Here is an 18245-nt window from a genome sequence, read left to right as displayed (position 1 = left end):
AGGAAGCCCGTGACCGACCTCGCCCACTCCCCCACACCCGATGCCGCCACCGATGCCGCCACTGACACGACGGCGCTGCTGCTCGACGCCGTCGCGCAGGGGCTGACGGTCTTCGACCTCGGCCGCACCCTGACCGTCGGGATGCCGCAGTCGCCGAACCACCCGGCGTACTGGCACGCCCTGCCGCGCCGCCACGGCGACATGGTGCGCGCCGACGGCGGCTCGGCGGCCAACGACATGATCAGCATGGGCACGCACGTCGGCACCCACATCGATGCGCTGTCCCACGTCTCCCAGGACGGCAAGCTGTACGGCGGCCTGGACGCCGACGCCGCGCTCCAGGGCGGCCGGTACGCCGAGCTCGGCGCCCACACGATCGAGCCGATGGTCCGCCGCGGCGTCCTCCTGGACGTGCCCACGACGCTGGGCGTCGGCCGGCTGGAGGCCGGCCAGGAGATCACCGTCGCGGACCTGACCGCCACCGCCGAGCGCCAGGGCAGCGCGATCCGCCCGGGCGACGTGGTGCTGGTCCGATCCGGCTGGGGCCAGCACTTCGACGCGGGCGACGGCGACACCTACCGCGGCCTGAGCACCGGCGTGCCCGGCGTGGGCGAGGCCGGCGCCACCTGGCTGGCGGACCACGGCATCCACGCCACCGGCGCGGACACGATCGCCTACGAGCGGCTGGCCCCCGGCGCCGGCCACGGGCTGCTGCCGGCGCACCGGGTGCTGCTGGTCGAGCGCGGCATCTACATCGTCGAGGCGATGGACCTCGAGGCGCTGGCCGCAGCGGGCGTCCACGAGTTCCTGCTGGTGCTCTCGCCGCTGAAGTTCTACGGCGCCACCGGCTCGCCGGTGCGCCCGCTGGCGGTGGTCGGCCGATGACCGTGGCAGCCCCGCTCGGAACCGCCGCGCCGACGCTCGGCGCCGCGCTGGCCGACTTCGCCGTCGCCGCCTATCGCGACGGCGTACCGGACCAGGTCGCCGCCAGCGTCCGGGAGCGGGTCCTGGACGTGCTCGGCCTCTGCGTCGCGGCGCACCGCCTGGAGACCAGCGCGATGATCGTCGACCACGTGCTCGACCAGGGCGGCCACGCGCAGGCCACGATCGTCGGCGTCCCGACGCGGGTGACCGCGGCCCAGGCAGCACTGGCCAACGGCGTGCTGGCGCACTCGCTCGACTACGACGACACCCACCTGCCCTCGGTGCTGCACCCCTCTGCGTCGGTGGTGCCGGCGGCGCTGGCGGCCGCCGAGCACGTGGGCGCCGACGGGGAGCAGCTGGTCCGCGCGATCGCGGTCGGGCTCGAGGTCGCGGTCCGGCTGGGGATGGCCGGCTACGACGCGGAGCTGGGCAACTCGGTCTTCTTCGAGCACGGCCAGCACGCCACCTCGATCACGGGCGCGATGGGCGGCGCGGTGGCCACCTCGCTGCTGTACGGCGCGGACTCCACCGACGCGGCCGCGGACGTGCTGCACGCGCTCGGCCTGACCGCGTCGATGGCGTCGGGGATCATCGAGGCCAACCGCACCGGCGGCACCGTCAAGCGGCTGCACTGCGGCATCGCCGCCCAGTCCGCGGTGACCGCGGCGCAGCTGGTGCGGCGCGGGTTCACCGGCCCGCCGAGCGTGCTGGAGGGCCGGTTCGGCTTCTTCGAGGCCTGGCTGCACGGCCGGTTCTTCCCGGCCGAGATCACCGATGGCCTGGGTACGGACTGGGCGGTGCCGGGGATCTTCTTCAAGCCGTACCCCGCGAACCACTTCACCCACACCACCGTCGACGCCGGTCGGGCGCTGGCCGCCCGCGGCCTCACCCCCGACCGGGTCGCGTCCGTCACCGTCGGGGTCGCCTCCTCCACCGTCCGCACGATCGGGGAGCCGCTCGCGGTCAAGCAGGCCCCGGAGACCGGCTACCAGGCGCAGTTCAGCGGACCGTACGCGTTCGCGGCCGGCCTGATCGGCGGCGGCGGACTCGCGGTGGGCCTGGACGACTACACCGACGCCCTGGCCACCGACCCGGTACGCCGGGACCTGATGGCGAAGGTGACCGTCGTCGGCGACCGGCGCTGCGACGCGATCTACCCGCACCAGTTCCCGGCCGTGGTCACCGTGGTGACCACGGACGGGGAGACCCTCGTCGAGGAGGTGCTCACCAACCGGGGCGGCCCCGCGCGGCCGCTGAGCGCCGACGAGCTCGGCCGCAAGTTCCGCGACAACGTCGCCGGCCGCCTCTCCGACACCACCACCGCCGCCGTGCGTGACCGCGTGCTGGGGCTCGCCGGCGCCGACCCGATCGACGACCTGATGCCCCTGCTCGCCAGCTTCACCGACGTCCAGAACGAGAACTGAGGAGACCCCCGTGCCCGACCTCGACCTGATCATCACCAACGTCTCGGTGGTCCTCGACGGCCACGACGAACCGCAGCCGGTCGACATCGGCATCAAGGACGGCCGGTTCGTGGCGCTCGAGGCGGGCCTCGACCCGGACTCTGCCGTCGAGGTCGTCGACGCCGGCGGCAAGGTCGCCTTCCCCGGCGTCGTCGACGGGCACCAGCACTGGGGCATCTACAACCCGCTGCCCGAGGACGCGGCCAGCGAGAGCCGCGCCTGCGCGCAGGGCGGCGTGACGACCGCGCTGACCTACATGCGCACCGGCCAGTACTACCTGAACAAGGGCGGCCCGTACGCCGACTTCTTCCCCGAGGTGCTGGAGCAGACCGAGGGTCGGGCGCTGGTCGACTACGCCTACCACCTGGCACCGATGAGCAAGCAGCACATCGACGAGATCCCGGCGCTGGTCACCGAGCACGGGGTGACCTCGTTCAAGGTCTTCATGTTCTACGGCAGCCACGGCCTGCACGGGCGCTCCAGCGACCAGTCCTCGTTCCTGATGACCCCCGAGGGCGAGCGCTACGACTACGCGCACTTCGAGTTCGTCATGCGCGGCATCCAGAAGGCCCGGGAGGAGAACCCGGAGCTGGCCGACCGGATCTCGCTCTCGCTGCACTGCGAGACCGCCGAGATCATGGCGGCCTACACGAAGATGGTCGAGGAGGACGGCACGCTGACCGGCCTGCCGGCGTACTCCGCCTCGCGGCCGCCGCACTCGGAGGGCCTGGCGGTGACCATCGCCTCCTACCTGGCGCACGAGACGCAGCTGCCGACGATCAACCTGCTCCACCTCACCTCCCGCAAGGCGGTGGAGGCGGCGCTGACGATGGCCGCGGCGTTCCCGCACATCGACTTCCGCCGGGAGGTCACCGTCGGCCACCTGCTCGCCGACTGCGACACCGCGCACGGCGTCGGCGGCAAGGTGAACCCGCCGCTGCGCCCGCGCGAGGACGTCGAGGCACTGTGGTCCTACCTGCTGGACGGGAAGATCGACTGGGTGGTCAGCGACCACGCCTGCTGCAAGGACGAGATGAAGTTCGGCGAGGACCGCGAGGACGTCTTCGTGGCCAAGTCCGGCTTCGGCGGCGCGGAGTACCTGCTCGCCGGGATGGTCAGCGAGGGCTCGAGGCGCGGGCTCTCGTTCGGCCGGGTCGCCCAGCTGACGGCGACGAACCCGGCCGCACGGTACGGCCTGGGCGGCAGCAAGGGCGCGATCCGGGTCGGCCTGGACGCCGACGTCGCGCTGGTCGACGTCGACCACGTCTGGACGGTGCGCGCCGAGGAGTCGGAGTCGACCCAGGAGTACACCCCCTTCGAGGGCGCGAAGCTGACCGCGAAGGTCACCGACACGTTCTTGCGGGGCAACCGGATCATGACCGACGGCGTGGTCACCACCGCTGCGCCCACCGGCCGCTACCTGCGCCGCCCCCAGTGACCACGGAAGCGAGGAAACGATGAGCACACCGCAGAACGTCGTCATCACCGGTAGCACGCAGGGCATCGGCTTCGCCCTCGCGCGCGAGCTCCACGCACGTGGGCACAACGTCGTGGTCACCGGCCGCGACGCCGGCAGGATCGAGGCCGCTCTCGCCTCGCTGGCCGAGCAGCCCGGCGGCGAGGTGCGCGGCTACGCCGTCGACGTCACCGACGCCGACGCGGTCGACGAGCTGTGGCAGAAGGCGGTCACCGAGCTCGGGTCGATCGACATCTGGATCAACAACGCCGGGGTGGCGCACACGACGACGTCCATCGCGGACACGCCTCCCGGCGCGGTCCGAGCCATGGTGACCACGAACATGATGGGCACCATCCACGGCTGCCAGTCGGCCGTCCGGGGCATGCGGGAGCAGGGCCACGGCCGGATCTTCAACATGCTCGGCGGCGGCAGCGACGGGAAGATCCGGCCCAACATGGGCGTGTACGGCGCCACCAAGCGCGGTCTCGACCACTTCACCCGCGCGTTGGCCAAGGAGCTCGCCGGCACCGACGTCACCGTCGGCCAGGTCCGCCCCGGGATCCTGATCACCGAGGGCTGGCTGCGCGAGGCCGCCTCGGCCCCGGAGCAGGTCAGCGGCCAGCGGCGGATCCTGAACATCCTCACCGACCACGTCGACGACGTGGCCCCGGTGCTGGTCGAGCGGATCCTGGCGAGCACCAAGAACGGCGACGCGATCGCCTGGCTCACCACCGCGCGGATCACCCGGCGGTTCCTCACCCCGGGGTACGCCGACCGGCACGACGTGCTGGAGCGCTACGGCCTGTAGTCCCGCCCCGCGAGTCGGCAGGAAGGTTCCTGCCGACTCGCGGCGGGTCGACCCGCGGGCTCAGGTGACCTTGAACGAGGTCTTCGCCGTGGACTTCGTGAAGTAGGTGCTGGCCGGGTAGGTGACCTTCACCGTGTACTTGCCCTTCTTCCTCACCTTCGCCTTGGTCAGCACCAGCGTCGCCTTGCCCTTCGCGAGCGGCACCTTCTCCGAGGCCACCTTCTTCGTGCCCCTCTTGACCAGGTAGGTGACCTTGCCGGTCGGCGTGCCGGCGACGGCCTTGACCGTGGTCACCAGCTTGGCCTTCCGCTTCTTGTACGTCGCCGTCGCCTTGCTGGTGGTCGTGGCGACCACCGGGACGTCGACGGAGACCGGGACCTCCAGCGTGCACGGGATCTCGGCGAGGTCGACGACGGTGAGCTTCAGGCTGTCGACCTCGACGGCGAGCCTCTTCGCGGCCCCGGTGACGGTGCCGCTCATCGGCGGCATCGGGACGTTGACACCGCCGTGGAAGTCACCCCTGCGGCTGCCGGTCAGCGTGACCGGACTGCCGCCGACCGTCGTCTCCATCTCGCCCACGAACTCCCGGTCCTCGAAGCTGAGGATCGCCGGCGCGGTGTTCGGCATCTCGTCGAGCTTGACCGACACCTTCGCCGTGCTCGCGCCGGTGAAGCTCGCGCTGAAGCTGGCCGCGGTCGCGTAGACGAACTCACTGGCGCCGAACGCACACCCGAACGGGACCTCGGCCGACGTGGCGGCACGCGCGGGACCGACGGCGGCGAGCGTCGCCACGGCGAGCCCCACGGCGACGGCGCCGATCGGCAGGGCGCGGGACGAGCGAGCCTTGATCGTAGGGAACTTCACGTCTCCTCCTCGGTTAACGGCCCCCCGCAATCAATTCGGAATACGTCTACGATATAGAATATTGGGCAGGACGAAAGTCCCGTGCGTTACGAGATCGCAAAATCCGCCGCGGGCGCGCGGCCGCGGCCGCGCGCAGCTCGCGGAAAAAACCCGAGGTCCCGGAGCGCGCCGCGCCCCGGGACCTCGGTCCCATCACAGCCTCCGCCCGCTCCCCCACGGCGCGGGACGGAGGCCGTGGCCTCAAGCGGCCCGCGTCCCGGCGCTCGGACGAGCGCCGGGACGCGGACTCAGTGGATCAGCACTCCTCCAGGACGAGCGCGGTCGCGGCCGCGAGGGCGTCCTCAGCGGACTCGAGCGCGACCGTGGCGCTCGCCAGCGTCGACTTCGCCGAGCCGAGCGACGGCTTCACGTTGTCCAGCGCCTTCTTCTTGGCGGCCACCGTCGAGTTGGCCTTCTTCAGCGCCTGCTTGGCCTTGGCCATCGCCTTCTTCGTCGTGGCGTTCTTCTTCTTCTTGAACGCCTTGGTCGCCTTGGTCGCCTTGGCCTTGGCCTTCTGGGCCTTGGCCTGCGAGGCCTTCAGCTGGGCGGTGGCGTTCTTGATCTTGGCCGCGGCGGCGTCGACCGCCTTCTTCGCAGCGGCGACGGCGGCGGTCGCGGTCGCGACCTCACCCTCGGCCTCGGTCTCCGCCGCGTCCGCGGCGACGCACTCCTCGGTCGGGTCGACCACCTCGATCTCGAAGAGGGCGCCCTCGGAGGCCGACTGCTCGAGGGTGCACGGGATCGAGGTGCTGGCGCCGACCGCCGTGGTGATCCCGGCGGCCACCACCTGGAGGGTGGAGCCCTCCGTCTCCGGCGACGCCGACATCGCCGGCATCGCCACCGCGACGCCGCCGCGGAAGTCGCCCTGGTAGGAGCCCGTCAGCGGCAGCTCCGCGTCGTCGACGTACGCCTCGAGGGTGGCGGTGATCTCCTGGTCGGTCAGCGCGATGAACACCGGGGCGGTGTTGGGCATGTCATCGAACGTGGCGCTCAGCGTGACGTCGCCGGCGAGGTCGCGCTTCGCGGACATCTCGACGTCGGTCATGTAGGCGAACTTGTTGTTGCCGAACGTGCAGAGGTAGCTCAGGTCGCCCGCGTCCTCGGGGAACATGATCGGGACCGTCGCAGCCGCCGGCGTCTCGCTCGGGCTGCAGGTGAAACCGTAGTTGTCGATGGTGACATCCAGCTCACCGAGGACGACGCTCAGCGACTCGCCCTTCGCACCGATCACACCGGTCAGCGCCGGAAGGTCGACCGGCTGGCCGCCCCCGAAGTCGGCGACCATGGAGCCGGCAAGCTCAACGGGGCTCGCCCCACCGTCCACCGTGACCGAGACGGTCGCGCTGTGAGCGGCGTCCTCGATGAACACGAACCCCGGGGCCGGGTTGGCGATCGGGCCGAAGTCGACGGACAGCGCGGCGCGGCCGGTCGCGCGGTCCCACTCCGCCGTGACCTCGACATCGACCGTCGGAGAGAACGGCGACTCACCGAACAGGCAGTCGAGGTCCATCCCCTCGACGGCGGTCGCCTGCGCCGGGCCAGCCATCAGGACGGGAACGGCGAGCGCGCTCGCGACGACGGCACCGCTGGCGAGGGACGCCAGCCCACGGCGGCCCCTGATCGAATGGAACTGCATGTTTCCTCCTCGGTCGGCCCGGACCCCTAGGTGTGGCCTGGGTCTCACTCGGAAGATATACAATATCTCATCTCTTATATCGCCGATTTGGGTGACGCCGACGTTAAATCAGGGGCGGTCCCCGCGCGGGGCCCGCGCCAGCACGGCCCGCGCCTGCCTCGCCACGGCCTCGTCGATCATCCGGCCGCGGCCGTCCACCGCGACCCCGGAGCCCGCGGCGGCCAGCGCGGCCAGCACGTCGGCCGCCTCGGCCAGCGCCGCCTCGCTCGGGGTGAACACGTCGTTGACCACCGCCACCTGGGCCGGATGGATGCACGCGCGGCCGACGAAGCCCATCCGCGCCAGTGCCTCGCTGGATCGGCGCAGCGCGTCGAGGTCGCGGAAGTCGGTGGAGACCGGGGCGATCGGCGGCGCGATCCGGGCCGCGGCCGAGACCAGCACCACCTGCGAGCGCACGTACAGCAGCTCCCGCTCGTCCGGTCCGAGCGTGACGCCGAGGTCCGCGCGCAGGTCCGCCTCCCCCACCTGCAGCCGGTGGACCCGCGGCGCGGCCGCGATCTCGCCCGCCCGCAGGATCGAGGCAGCGCTCTCCAGCAGCGGTACGACGCCCGCCGCCGATCCGGCGGCGGCCAGCACCCGGTCCACGGCGAGCACGTCGGCGGCACGCTCCGCCTTGGCGAGCACCACGCCGGCCAGGGCCGGTGCGCCCGCGATCGCGGCCACGTCGACCAGGCCGAGCTCGCCGGCGTTCACCCGGACGGTCACCGCGACGTCGGTGCGGTCGACCGAGCTCAGCCAGTCGGCCACCGTCGAGCGGGCGTACTCCTTGCGGGCGGGCGCGACGGCGTCCTCGAGGTCGACGATCACCTCGTCGGCGCCCCGGTCCAGCGCCTTCTCGAGCTTCTCCGGCGCGTCGCCGGGGACGTAGAGCGCCGAGCGCGCCAGCCGGGGGCCGGGCGCGTCCGTGTCCGGCGCGGACGCAGGCTCAGCCGACACGGGTCTCCCCCTTGATCAGCGACTTCGCCACGACGGTGCGCAGGATGTCGTTGGTTCCCTCGCCGATGCTCATCAGGATCGCGTCGCGGTAGAGCCGCTCCACCTCGAACTCGGTGGAGTAGCCGTAGCCGCCGTGGACCTTCATCGAGTCGATGGCGGCCTGCAGCGCGACCTCGGAGCAGAAGATCTTCGCCATCCCGGTGGCGCCGTCGGCCCGACCGGCCCGGACCGCGTCGGCGGCCCAGTAGGCCATCAGCCGCGCCGCCTGGACCTGCGTGCCGAGCTCGCCGAGCTTGAGCTGGATCGCCTGGAAGTCGGCGATCGGCTTGCCGAACGCGTGCCGCTCCTGGGCGTAGGCGAGCGCCTCGTCGTGGGCGCGTTGCGCGATGCCGACCGAGCGGGCCGCGATGTTGACCCGGCCCCACTCCAGTGCCGAGAGCACCTGCTGCATGCCGATGCCCTCGACCCCGCCGACCAGCTGGTCCTTGTGCACGCGCACGTCGTCCAGGTGGATCTCGCAGGACTCGGTGCCCTTGTAGCCGAGCTTCGGGATGTCCTTGGTGACCTGGTAGCCCGGTGTGTCCGCCTCGATCAGCAGGACGCTCATCCCCCGGTGCGCCGGGGACGCGGACGGGTCGGTCTTGACCAGCACCGGCAGCGGGTCGGCGTACCGGGCGTTGGTGATCCACATCTTCGAGCCGTTGACCACGTAGTGGTCGCCGTCGAGGCGGGCCGTGGTGCGGATCCCCTGCAGGTCGGTGCCGGCGTCGGGCTCGGTGAGGCCGATGCCGGTACGCCGTTCGCCGGTGGCCAGCCCCGGCAGATAGCGCTGCTTCTGGTCGGGCGTGCCGTGCATCGCGATCAGCCGGCAGGCCAGCGAGTGGCTGCCGAGGATGCCGGCGATGCCCATCCAGCCGCGGGCGATCTCCTCGAAGACCAGCGCGAACGCCACCGGGTCCAGGTCGAGGCCGCCGTACTCCTCGGGAACGGTGATCCCGAACAGGCCCATGTCGGCCATGCCGGCGACGATCTCGGTCGGGTAGCGGCCTGTCTGCTCCCACTCGCGGGCGACCGGCACGATCTCCTTGTCGACGAAGGTGCGCAGCAGCGCCTTGAACTCGCGCTGCTCCTCGGTGAGCTGGAAGTCCATCTCAGGCCTCTCGGTGGTGCTGGTCGGTGCCGGTGACGGCGGGGACGAAGTAGGGCAGGGCGCGACCGTCGTCGAGGTCGTGCCAGGCGACGGAGACCGGGTCTCCGATCCGCCACGAGTCGGGCTCCTTGCCGACGCCCGCCCCCTCGAGCCGGGTGAGCAGGATCGGCCCCTCGGCCAGCCGCACCCGCGCGACGACGTACGGCGTGGGCAGGTCCGGCCGGGGCGCCCGGTGGACCACGGTGAAGCTGTCCACCACGCCCGTCCCCTCGGTCGGGGCGAGGGTGAGCAGGTCGGTGGCGCCGCAGCCGGTGCACAGCGCGCGGGGCGGGTGCTGGGTGTGGCCGCAGCCGCAGGTCTGCACGGTGAGCCGGTGCTCGCCGGTGGCCCGCCACCAGCCGGCGGTGACCTCGTCGGCGGGCGGCACCGCGCCGAACGTCGCCTCGGGCGCGCGCCCGCTGGTCGGGGCGCTCATCGGGTCCTCCCGAGGACGACGGTGGCGTGGGTGGAGAGGATGCCGCCGGTGCCGTGCGCGACGGCGACCTCGGCGCCGGGCACCTGCCGGTCCCCCGCCTCGCCGCGCAGCTGGCGCACGGCCTCGACCAGCAGCAGCACGCCGTACTGGCCGGGGTGGCAGTAGGAGAGACCGCCGCCGGAGGTGTTGAGCGGCAAGGACCCGCCGGGGCGGATGGCGCCGCCGGCGACCAGGTCGAGCGCCTCGCCCGGCTGGCAGAAGCCGAGCGCCTCGAGGGTGAGCGCGACGGTGATCGTGAACGAGTCGTAGACCTGGGCGACGTCGACGTCGGCGACGGTGATCCCGGCCCGCTCGAACGCGTCCGAGGCGGACCCGACGGCGCCGGTGACGGTGAGGTCGTCGACGGTCGTGAAGGAGATGTTGGTGGTCCGCTCGCCGTAGCCGAGCACGCTGACCGGGGTCGTCGGCAGGTCCCGGGCCCGCTCCAGCGAGGTCAGCACGATCGCGCCGCCGCCGTCGGTGACCAGGCAGCAGTCGGCGGCGGTCAGCGGGGTCGAGATCGGCGTCGCGCCGACCACGTCGTCGACGCTCAGGGAGCCCTTGCCGTAGCGGAAGGCGGCCGGGTTGAGCAGCGCCCACTCCCGCGCCGCGACCGCCACCTCCGCCAGCTCGGCGTGCGTGCGGCCGTAGCGGTGCAGGTAGGACTGGGCGGCCATCGCGTAGTAGGACAGCGGGTAGAGCGGGTCGTAGGGCTCCTCGAACTGGGCCTCGGGCACCCACGGATCGAACACGCCGCCGAGCTTGCGGGAGGCCGCCGAGCGCTGGTTGGAGGCGAACGAGATGACCACCACCGAGGCCTGTCGGGCCTCGATCGCCTGCGCGGCACGGGCGACGAACATCTCGAAGGCGCTGCCGCCCGCGAAGGTGGAGTCGGTCCAGGTCGGCTCGATCCCCAGGTAGTCGGCCAGCTGCGTGGCGGAGAATCGGGAGACGCCGGTGGTGGCGATGCCGTCGACGTCGGCCAGGGTCAGCCCGGCGTCGGCCAGCGCCCGGGTGACCGCCTGGGTCTGCAGGTGCAGGATCGACTTCCCGGTCACCCCGAGGTCGCACTCGGCGGCGCCGACGATCGCGACGCCGCCGCCACCGCGGCTCACGCGCCGCCCCCGGCCCCTGGCCCGTCCGCGCGGCCCAGCAGGACGACGGCCCGCGCCGGCGCCGCCGCGGCCCGCCCCGGCGACCCGTCGTCGGCGACCACGTGCACCGCGAGGTCGACCTCGAGCCGCCCCTCCGAGACCGCGGTCACGGTCCCGGTGCAGCGCACCGTCTCGCCCGCGAAGACCAGGTTGCGGAAGGTGAACTCCAGCTCACGGACGAAGCTGAGCGGGCCCAGCCAGTCCTGGAGCTGCTCGACCAGCAGCGCACCGAACACCTGGCCGTCCACGATCGGGGCCGGCAGCTTCTTCTGCGCGACGTAGGCCGTGTCGTAGTGCAGCTGGTGCCAGTCCCAGGTGGCGCCGGCGTACGCGACCATGTCGGTCAGCGTGATGGTGCGCTCGAGCGGCGCGACGGCGTCGCCGACCGCGATCCTCGACTGGTCCGCGTACTCCGCGGGAGCCGCCTCGGTGGGGGCGCTCATGCCTTCTCCAGTCCGACGAAGATGATCGTCTCGGCGTTCTCGGCGAGGGGCTCGCCGTGCTGGTCGGTGTAGGTGGCGGTCGAGGAGACGATGAGCATCGCGTTGCCGGAGCCGGTGACCTTCTCGCTGACGCCGGTGATCCGCCAGGTCGCGGTGACCACGTCCTCGGGCCGGATCCGGCGGTGGAAGGTGTACCTGTTCCCGCCCCGGACCTGCCGGGTGCCGGGGATGTCGAGGTCCCAGGTGTGGCCGGCGTAGCCCTCGTGGTCCATCGGCAGCGCCGCGTACTGGTTGGTCTCGCAGACCAGCGTGAGCGGCGCGGTCACCCCCGCCAGCCCGTGCGCCCGCGCGTGGTCGGGGTCGGAGTAGAGCGGGTTGTCGTCGCCGATCGCGAGCCCGAAGTAGCGCCCGGCGGCGGCGCCGAACGGCTCGGGCGCGGTGTAGACCTTGGTCCGGCCGACCAGCGCCCTGACCTCGTCGGTGAGCAGGCTCATCGTCACCCCTGCCCCTCGTGGTCGGCCGGGTACAGCGCGGTCGGGAAGACCTCGAGCAGGAACTCGGGCCGCAGCAGGCAGTCGCACAGCGCGGCGCTCGGCGCCGGCGCACCGGGGCCGAGCAGGCGCTCCCGGACCTCGAGCACCTCCTTGAAGTCCGCCGCCGCCGAGGCGACGCAGTACTCGACGGTGTGCACCAGGTGCTCGGGGCCGAGCCCGGCGTGCGCGAGCAGGTGCAGGATCGCGCCGTACGTCGCCTCCGCCTGCGCCCCGAGGTCGCCCTCGTGCAGCGCCGCCTGCGTCTCCATGTCCAGCGCGGCGAAGCCGGACATGAACAGCGTCCGGCCGGCCTTCACGCCCGGCGCGTAGGTGAGGGTGTCGTAGCGCGACCAGCCCGGGTTGACCAGCTCCAGCGGGTGCCGCGAGGCGGTCACGTCGATGGCGACCAGCTGGCCCGGCACGTGCAGGCGCGACATCAGGATGCCGCCCGCGCCCGGGTAGACGGTGCCGTCGTTGTGGCCGAGCAGCTCCTTCCGGACGTGGTGGGTCTTGCGGTAGACCGCGCGGGTGTCGGGCGTGGAGTAGTCGTAGGTGGTGACCGCGTGCCCCAACGTCAGGCCGGCCCTCTCCAGCAGGTCGCCGGCCCGTTCCAGGCAGTAGCGGTACTGCGCCACGAAGTCGCCGGGCGCGACCAGGTCGCCGTGCTCGTCGACCGGGACCACGGTGGGCAGGTGGAGCACGCCGTCGTCGCCCGGACCGTCGGTGTGCAGCTCGACGGCCAGCGGGGCGTCGGAGTCGATCAGCCCCTCGACGACGACCGTGCTGACACCGGCGTCCGGTCCGAGGACGTCGGCGCGGACGCCGGCGGCGTCGGGGTACTCGGCCAGTCCTGCGACGGTGACGTTCTCGGTCACCCGGGTGACGTGCTCGGGGCCGAGGCCGGACGCCTCGAGCCGCGCCAGTGCGGCCGCGTAGGCGGTGCGCGCCTGCTGCTCCATCGAGCCGTGCTGCATCGATCCGCTGCCGGTCATTCAGGCCTCCATCGGTACGGCGGCCGCGTCGGCCGCACAGGTGATCAGGTCGGTCAGGTCGGGGGCGTCCGGCAGGCCGCGGAGCGCGGTCACCAGCGGCACGGAGCCGGGTCCGGCGTTGCCGGCGAACTTGGCCAGCAGGTCGGCGTCGCTCAACGGCGCCGCCCCGCCGCCGGGACTGCGGTCGACGCGGCCGGTGACCAGGCGGCCGTCGGCCAGGGTGAGCGTCACCTCGCCGGCGGCATCGGCCGCGGCCATCCCGGCCGCGGGGCCGGTCGTGGGCTCCCAGGTGGTGGCCGCGGCCAGCGCGATGACCTCGGGACGCGCGAGCTGGTCGTCGCGGTAGGTGTCGACGCCGACGGTGCCGTCGTGCAGCAGTGCGGCGACGCTCCAGGGCAGGCTGAACTTCGCCGCGTAGGGGCTCGCGGGGCGGGCGGGATCGCGATCCGTCGGGCAGACCACGGACGCCGAGTCGGGGTGGACCAGCGCATGCACGGCGACGACGTCGCCGGCCGTCGCACCGGCGGTGCTCAGGGCCGCGCCGGCCGCCGCCATGCTGGCGTGGGCGAGCTGACAGGTCGGCCAGGGCTTGATGCCGATCCGGGTGGTCTCCCAGTCCGTCGGGTCGGCGCCGCCGAGGCCCGCCAGGATCGCCGTCCGCTCGACGACCCCGGTGGTCAGGGCGTCGTAGAGCCCGTGCGGCCCGTCCAGGACGGTCTCGGGGCCGGTGGCGCCGGCGGCGGCCAGTCGGGCCGCGGTGATCCCCGCCTGGGAGGCGAAGCCGGGGTGGAGCTGCTTGGTGCTGGCGCCGGTGGCGAGGAAGGCCAGCAGCCCGCCGGCCTGGCTGCCGGCGATGCCGAGCGCGTGGGTCGCGGTGGCGCCGTCGAGCCCCATCAGGCGGGCGGCGATCGCCGCCGAGGAGAAGACCCCGGCGGCCATCGTGGCGTGCAGGCCGCGGGCGTGGAACCCGTGCGGCGCGGCCGCGGCGACACGGCAGGCGACCTCGTAGCCGACGACCGCGGCGACGAGCACCTCGGCGCCGGTCGCCCCGACCTGCTCCCCCACCGCGAGGGCCGCGGGGAGCACGACCGAGGTCGCGTGCACCAGCCCGCCGGCGTGGGTGTCGTCGAAGTCCAGCGCGTGCACCAGCGTGCCGTTGGCCAGCGCGGCGGCGGGCGCGCCGACCCGGTCGCGGCCGCCGAGGATCGTCGCCTCCGCGGGACCGCCGAGGCCGCGCGCGACCTCGACCGCGGGGCCGGCGGCGTCGGCTCGGGCGGCGGCGACCGCCGTACCGAGGCCGTCGAGGAGGTGGCGCAGGGCGGCCTCGCGGACGGCGACCGGCACCACCACGTCGCCGACCGCCCAGCGGGCCAGGTCGGGGGCGATCAAGCGCCGCTCCCGGGCTGGTCCCCGAAGGCGCCGTCCTCGGTCAGCCGCGCGACCCGCTCGGCGTCCAGGCCGAGCACGTCGTCCATCACCCAGCCGAAGTCCTCGTTGCGCTGCGGCGCGCGGCGGTACGTCGGCGGCTCGGTGCCGACGCGGACCGGCGAGGCGACCTGCTTCACGGTGCCGTAGTGCGGGTGCTCGGTCTCCACCACCAGGTTCCGGGCGATGGTGTGCTCCTCGCGCAGCGCGGCCGGCACGTCGTTGATCGGCCCGCACGGCACCGACGCCGGGTAGAGCTCGCCCAGCCACTCGTCGACCGTGCGCTGCTTGAAGATCTCCTCCAGCTGGGCCACGAGCTCGGCCTGCCGCTGCTGGCGGCCGGAGAAGTCGCCGTACGGCGAGCCGGCCTCGGCCCACTCGGGGTGGCCGACCACGTCGGCCAGCCGCGCCCAGAACTTCTCCTTCGCGCAGCCCACCACGAACCAGCCGTCCTTCGCCTCGAACGCCTGGAACGGCACCAGCGACGGGTGCGCCGAGTGCCGGGTCCGGGTCGGCGTGTAGCCGGCGTTGAGGTGCCAGGTCGCGGGGTAGGTGAGCATCCCCATCGCGGTGTCGTAGAGGCTGACGTCGCAGTCCATCCCGACCCCGTCACGGCGGGCCGCGTGCAGCCCGGCGAGCAGCGAGAGCGCGGCCACGTAGCCGCCGGAGAAGTCGACCAGCGACAGGCCGGACTTGGTGGGCGGGCCGTCGGGCTCGCCGGTCAGGTCCATCCAGCCGGCCAGCCCCTGGAGCACGTAGTCGTAGCCGGGCTCCTTCTGCCGCGGCCCGGTCATCCCGAAGCCGGTCAGCGAGCAGCAGACGATGGCCGGGTTGAGGTGCTTGAGCTGGTCGTAGGTGATGCCGATCTTCGCCGGCACGTCCCCGCGTAGGTTGGAGTAGACGACGTCGGAGACCTTGACCAGCTCCTCGAAGACCTCCCGCCCGGCGGGCGTGGAGAGGTCGAGGGAGAGCGAGCGCTTGTTGCGGTTGAAGGTCTCGAAGAAGAGGGAGTCCTCCCCGGAGAAGTACGGCGGCACGTACCGGCCGACGTCGCCGCCGACCCGCGGGTCCTCGATCTTGATCACCTCGGCGCCGAGGTCGGCCAGGTGCACGCTGCCGAACGGGCCGGCGCCGTACTGCTCCAGCGAGATGATCCGGACGTCCTCGAGCGGCTTCACTGCCGTCCTCCTGTCAGCGTGTGGATCAGGGCGATGACCTCGTCCTGGCCGGCGCGGACCTGCGCCGGGGTGAGCCCGTGGGTGGGGGCGGAGAGCTTGACCGCGTCCGCGATCCCCTCGTACGCCGACAGCTGCTCGGCGACGCGGTCCCGGTCGCCGTTCAGGGTGATCGCGTCGACCATGCCGGGGGTGACCACCTCGGCCAGGTGCTCGGCGCCGGCCCCGGCGCGGAACGCCTCGACCACCCGCTGCTGGGCCTCGCCGAGGCCGTGGAAGTCGAAGAAGTCGGCGTAGGTGCGGACGCTGGCGTAGAACCCGACGTGCCCGCGGACCCGGTCGACCGCGGCGGCCGGGTCGGCGTCGACGGAGCAGCAGGCGGAGACCACGAGCTCGATCTCGTCGCGGTCGCGGCCGGCGGCCTCCAGGCCGGTCTCGACCTCCGGCAGGATCCGGGACTTCAGGTAGGCCGGGGAGCAGAGCTCGTGGCTGATCCAGCCGTCGGCGATCCGCCCGGCCAGTCTCGTCATCGCGGGGCCCATCGCCGCCAGGTAGACCGGGATGCTGTCGCGGACCATCGGGTAGGGCCGCTCGTAGCCGCGGATCCGCATCGGCTCGTGCTCGCCGTCCAGGTCGATCTCGCGACCCGCGCACGCGTCGGCCCAGAAGGCGCGGACGTTGCGCACGGTCTCGGTCAGGTGGGTCACCGGCTTGCCCCACCGGGCGTGGTGCCAGTCCTCGTTGAGCCGCTGCACGCCGGTGCCGAGCCCGAGCAGGAACCGGCCGCCGGAGATCTCGTCGAGGTCGAGGGCCTCCAGCGCGGTCACCATCGGGCTGCGGGTGAACGCGAGCGCGATCGCGGTGCCGACCTGGGCGGTGCTGGTCGCCTGGGCGAGCGCGGCGGCGCTGACGGTGGCACTGCGGTGCAGCTCCGGCGCCCAGACCACCGCCGCCCCGGCCCGCTCGGCGCGGGCCGCGGCGTCGGCCATCTCGGCGAGGGTCTCCCCCCACGGGGCGAACGTGATCCGCACGGGTCAGGCCCGGCGCTCGGCGGAGTCGGCGAGGGGCGTGCCGGCCTCGAGCGACCGCTTGCCCACGGGGAAGATCCCCTCCAGCTGCTCGGCGCCGGCCTTGTAGACGTAGAACGTCCGCTTGAACGAGCACACCTCGTCGCCGTGCTGGTTGAGCGTGCGGGTCTTCACCGTGACGATGCCGGCGTGCGGGCGGCTGTCGGACTCCCGCTTCTCCAGCACCAGCGACTCGCTGTAGAGCGTGTCGCCGGCGAAGACCGGGTGGGTCATCCGGATCTCGTCCCAGCCCAGGTTGGCGAACGCGTTCTGGGTCAGGTCGGTGACGCTCTGACCGACGGCGATCGCGACGGTGAGCGTGGAGACGACCAGCGGCTTCCCGAACTCCGAGCGGGCGGCGTACTCGCTGTTGAAGTGCATCTGGTTGGTGTTCATCGTCATCAGCGAGAACGTGATGTTGTCGTTCTCGGTGACCGTGCGGCCGAGGGGGTGCTGGTAGACGTCACCCACCGCGAAGTCCTCGAAGAACCGGCCCTCCCAGCCCTTCTGAACCGTCATCGTGGACTCCTTTCCCTGGACGACGGCACGGCCGTCGTCACGTCGATCAGCAGCCGCGCGACCTGCGCGGGTGCGGTCAGCGGCGCGTCGTGGCCGCTCTCGAGGAGGCGGTAGTCGCGCCGCTCGGCGTCGAGCCGCGCGCGGACCGCCGTGGCCGGATAGCCCGGCGGGGTCGCGTCGCAGAAGACGAAGTGCTCCGGTACGCCGTCCGGTGCCGCGGGGACCGGGTCGAGCGCGACCGCGACCGGCGTGGCGGTGGTCCGCTCGGCCAGCCAGGCCGCGGCGGACGCGTCGAGGTCGGACGCGGGAGCGGGAGCGGGGACCACGGCGGCGCGCGGCGGCAGCGGGTCGGGCGCTCCCCCGGGATGGAGGTCGACAGCGCGCTCGCCCGGCGCCGGGACGGCCGCGTCGAGGTGGACCAGGTGGCCGATCCGCTCGGGGATCCGGGCCGCGACCGCGGTGGTGACCAGGCCGCCCTGGCTGTGGCCGACCAGCGCCACGTCGTACAGGTCCTCGAGCTCGATCAGCCGCGCGACCTGGTCGACCCAGACCTCCAGGCCGGTCACCGCGTCGATCAGGCCGGCGTGCTCGCCGGCGCCGAGCAGGCTGGGTGCGTGCACGTCGTGGCCGGCGGCGATCAGGTGCGGGCGCACGCGGCGCCAGGCCCAGCCGCCGCGGAACGCGCCGTGGACGAGGACGAAGGAGGTCACGGGGCGGGCTCACCGGCCAGGTCCGACGCCGCGCGCGGGTCGGGCTCGTCGATGACGACCTCGAGGTACTCGCGCGGGTACGAGTCGTAGGGCTCCAGGTGCTCGTACATGGCGACGGTGTGCTCGACGTAGCCCTCGGCCCGGGTGCACTCCTCGTACGCCTCGACCGTGTCGAAGTAGCGCAGGTGCGTGAAGTGCCACGGGTTCTCCACCCCGCGGACCAGGCGCCGGCCCCGGTAGCCCGGGTGCGCCCGGAAGAACCGCCCGAACTCGCCGTTCAGGGCGATGTAGGCCTGGGCGTGCTCCTCCGCGGGCTTGGTCCATGCCTGGCTGACCACGACGATCATTCGCCTCACCTCCTAGCGAAATAGATC

General features: G+C 72.9%; 19 protein-coding genes. 4 read left to right on the top strand and 15 right to left on the bottom strand.

What is annotated here, in order from left to right; genetic code table 11:
- Positions 1-9: 9 nt before the first annotated feature.
- Genes E8D34_RS07240 through E8D34_RS07225 form a run of 4 tightly spaced genes read left to right on the top strand, consistent with a single transcriptional unit; the run spans position 10 to position 4654 of the window.
- On the top strand, positions 10-885 hold the full coding sequence (locus E8D34_RS07240) for a cyclase family protein (RefSeq protein WP_240771193.1): 876 nt from the start codon (positions 10-12) through the stop codon (positions 883-885).
- Positions 882-2348, top strand: a complete 1467-nt coding sequence (locus tag E8D34_RS07235; RefSeq protein ID WP_136593939.1) for an MmgE/PrpD family protein — start codon at positions 882-884, stop codon at positions 2346-2348. The genes E8D34_RS07240 and E8D34_RS07235 overlap by 4 nt, the downstream gene beginning before the upstream one ends.
- 10 nt (positions 2349-2358) lie before the next feature.
- Positions 2359-3825, top strand: a complete 1467-nt coding sequence (locus tag E8D34_RS07230) for a dihydroorotase family protein (protein ID WP_136593938.1) — start codon at positions 2359-2361, stop codon at positions 3823-3825.
- 19 nt (positions 3826-3844) lie between these two features.
- Positions 3845-4654, top strand: a complete 810-nt coding sequence (locus E8D34_RS07225; protein ID WP_136593937.1) for an SDR family oxidoreductase — start codon at positions 3845-3847, stop codon at positions 4652-4654.
- 60 nt (positions 4655-4714) lie between these two features.
- On the opposite strand, the gene E8D34_RS07220 is transcribed toward E8D34_RS07225, so the two are convergent.
- The 15 genes from E8D34_RS07220 to E8D34_RS07150 form a co-directional block, all read right to left on the bottom strand.
- Positions 4715-5518, bottom strand: a complete 804-nt coding sequence (locus E8D34_RS07220; RefSeq protein WP_136593936.1) for a hypothetical protein — start codon at positions 5516-5518, stop codon at positions 4715-4717.
- A gap of 295 nt (positions 5519-5813) precedes the next feature.
- Positions 5814-7193, bottom strand: coding sequence for a hypothetical protein (locus E8D34_RS07215; RefSeq protein ID WP_136593935.1), 1380 nt, complete (start codon positions 7191-7193; stop codon positions 5814-5816).
- Positions 7194-7301: 108 nt separating this feature from the next.
- A complete protein-coding gene (locus E8D34_RS07210; RefSeq protein WP_240771192.1) occupies positions 7302-8189 on the bottom strand; it encodes an aldolase/citrate lyase family protein in 888 nt (295 codons plus the stop codon).
- Positions 8179-9339: an acyl-CoA dehydrogenase family protein gene (locus tag E8D34_RS07205; RefSeq protein WP_136593934.1), complete on the bottom strand. Its 1161-nt coding sequence runs from the start codon at positions 9337-9339 to the stop codon at positions 8179-8181. Before E8D34_RS07205 ends, E8D34_RS07210 begins: the two co-directional genes overlap by 11 nt.
- Before the next feature lies 1 nt (position 9340).
- A complete protein-coding gene (locus tag E8D34_RS07200) occupies positions 9341-9814 on the bottom strand; it encodes an OB-fold domain-containing protein (protein WP_136593933.1) in 474 nt (157 codons plus the stop codon).
- The gene (locus E8D34_RS07195; RefSeq protein ID WP_136593932.1) at positions 9811-10968 is read right to left on the bottom strand and encodes an acetyl-CoA acetyltransferase; all 1158 of its coding nucleotides are present in this window, start codon (positions 10966-10968) and stop codon (positions 9811-9813) included. The genes E8D34_RS07200 and E8D34_RS07195 overlap by 4 nt, the downstream gene beginning before the upstream one ends.
- Positions 10965-11450 carry a MaoC/PaaZ C-terminal domain-containing protein gene (locus E8D34_RS07190; RefSeq protein ID WP_136593931.1) on the bottom strand — a complete coding sequence of 162 codons (486 nt, stop codon included), beginning with the start codon at positions 11448-11450 and terminating at the stop codon, positions 10965-10967. Before E8D34_RS07190 ends, E8D34_RS07195 begins: the two co-directional genes overlap by 4 nt.
- Complete coding sequence (locus tag E8D34_RS07185; protein ID WP_136593930.1) at positions 11447-11944, bottom strand: MaoC family dehydratase N-terminal domain-containing protein; 498 nt, start codon at positions 11942-11944, stop codon at positions 11447-11449. The genes E8D34_RS07190 and E8D34_RS07185 overlap by 4 nt, the downstream gene beginning before the upstream one ends.
- Positions 11945-11946: 2 nt before the next feature.
- Complete coding sequence (locus tag E8D34_RS07180; RefSeq protein ID WP_136593929.1) at positions 11947-12975, bottom strand: Rid family hydrolase; 1029 nt, start codon at positions 12973-12975, stop codon at positions 11947-11949.
- Entirely contained in the window at positions 12976-14364 is a 1389-nt protein-coding gene (locus E8D34_RS07175; RefSeq protein ID WP_136593928.1) for an MmgE/PrpD family protein, read from the bottom strand.
- Positions 14361-15578 carry a CoA transferase gene (locus E8D34_RS07170; protein ID WP_136593927.1) on the bottom strand — a complete coding sequence of 406 codons (1218 nt, stop codon included), beginning with the start codon at positions 15576-15578 and terminating at the stop codon, positions 14361-14363. Before E8D34_RS07170 ends, E8D34_RS07175 begins: the two co-directional genes overlap by 4 nt.
- Entirely contained in the window at positions 15575-16606 is a 1032-nt protein-coding gene (locus E8D34_RS07165) for an LLM class flavin-dependent oxidoreductase (RefSeq protein WP_136593926.1), read from the bottom strand. The genes E8D34_RS07170 and E8D34_RS07165 overlap by 4 nt, the downstream gene beginning before the upstream one ends.
- 3 nt (positions 16607-16609) lie before the next feature.
- On the bottom strand, positions 16610-17161 hold the full coding sequence (locus E8D34_RS07160; RefSeq protein ID WP_136593925.1) for a MaoC family dehydratase: 552 nt from the start codon (positions 17159-17161) through the stop codon (positions 16610-16612).
- The gene (locus E8D34_RS07155; RefSeq protein WP_136593924.1) at positions 17158-17871 is read right to left on the bottom strand and encodes an alpha/beta fold hydrolase; all 714 of its coding nucleotides are present in this window, start codon (positions 17869-17871) and stop codon (positions 17158-17160) included. Before E8D34_RS07155 ends, E8D34_RS07160 begins: the two co-directional genes overlap by 4 nt.
- Positions 17868-18218 carry a hypothetical protein gene (locus tag E8D34_RS07150; RefSeq protein ID WP_136593923.1) on the bottom strand — a complete coding sequence of 117 codons (351 nt, stop codon included), beginning with the start codon at positions 18216-18218 and terminating at the stop codon, positions 17868-17870. The genes E8D34_RS07155 and E8D34_RS07150 overlap by 4 nt, the downstream gene beginning before the upstream one ends.
- Between the last annotated feature and the right edge of the window lie 27 nt (positions 18219-18245).

The organism is Nocardioides sp. GY 10113, assembly GCF_004919105.1.
Classification (GTDB): Bacteria; Actinomycetota; Actinomycetes; order Propionibacteriales; family Nocardioidaceae; genus Nocardioides.
Note: the sequence above shows the minus strand (reverse complement) of the source record. Positions and strands in the feature narration are given on the sequence as shown.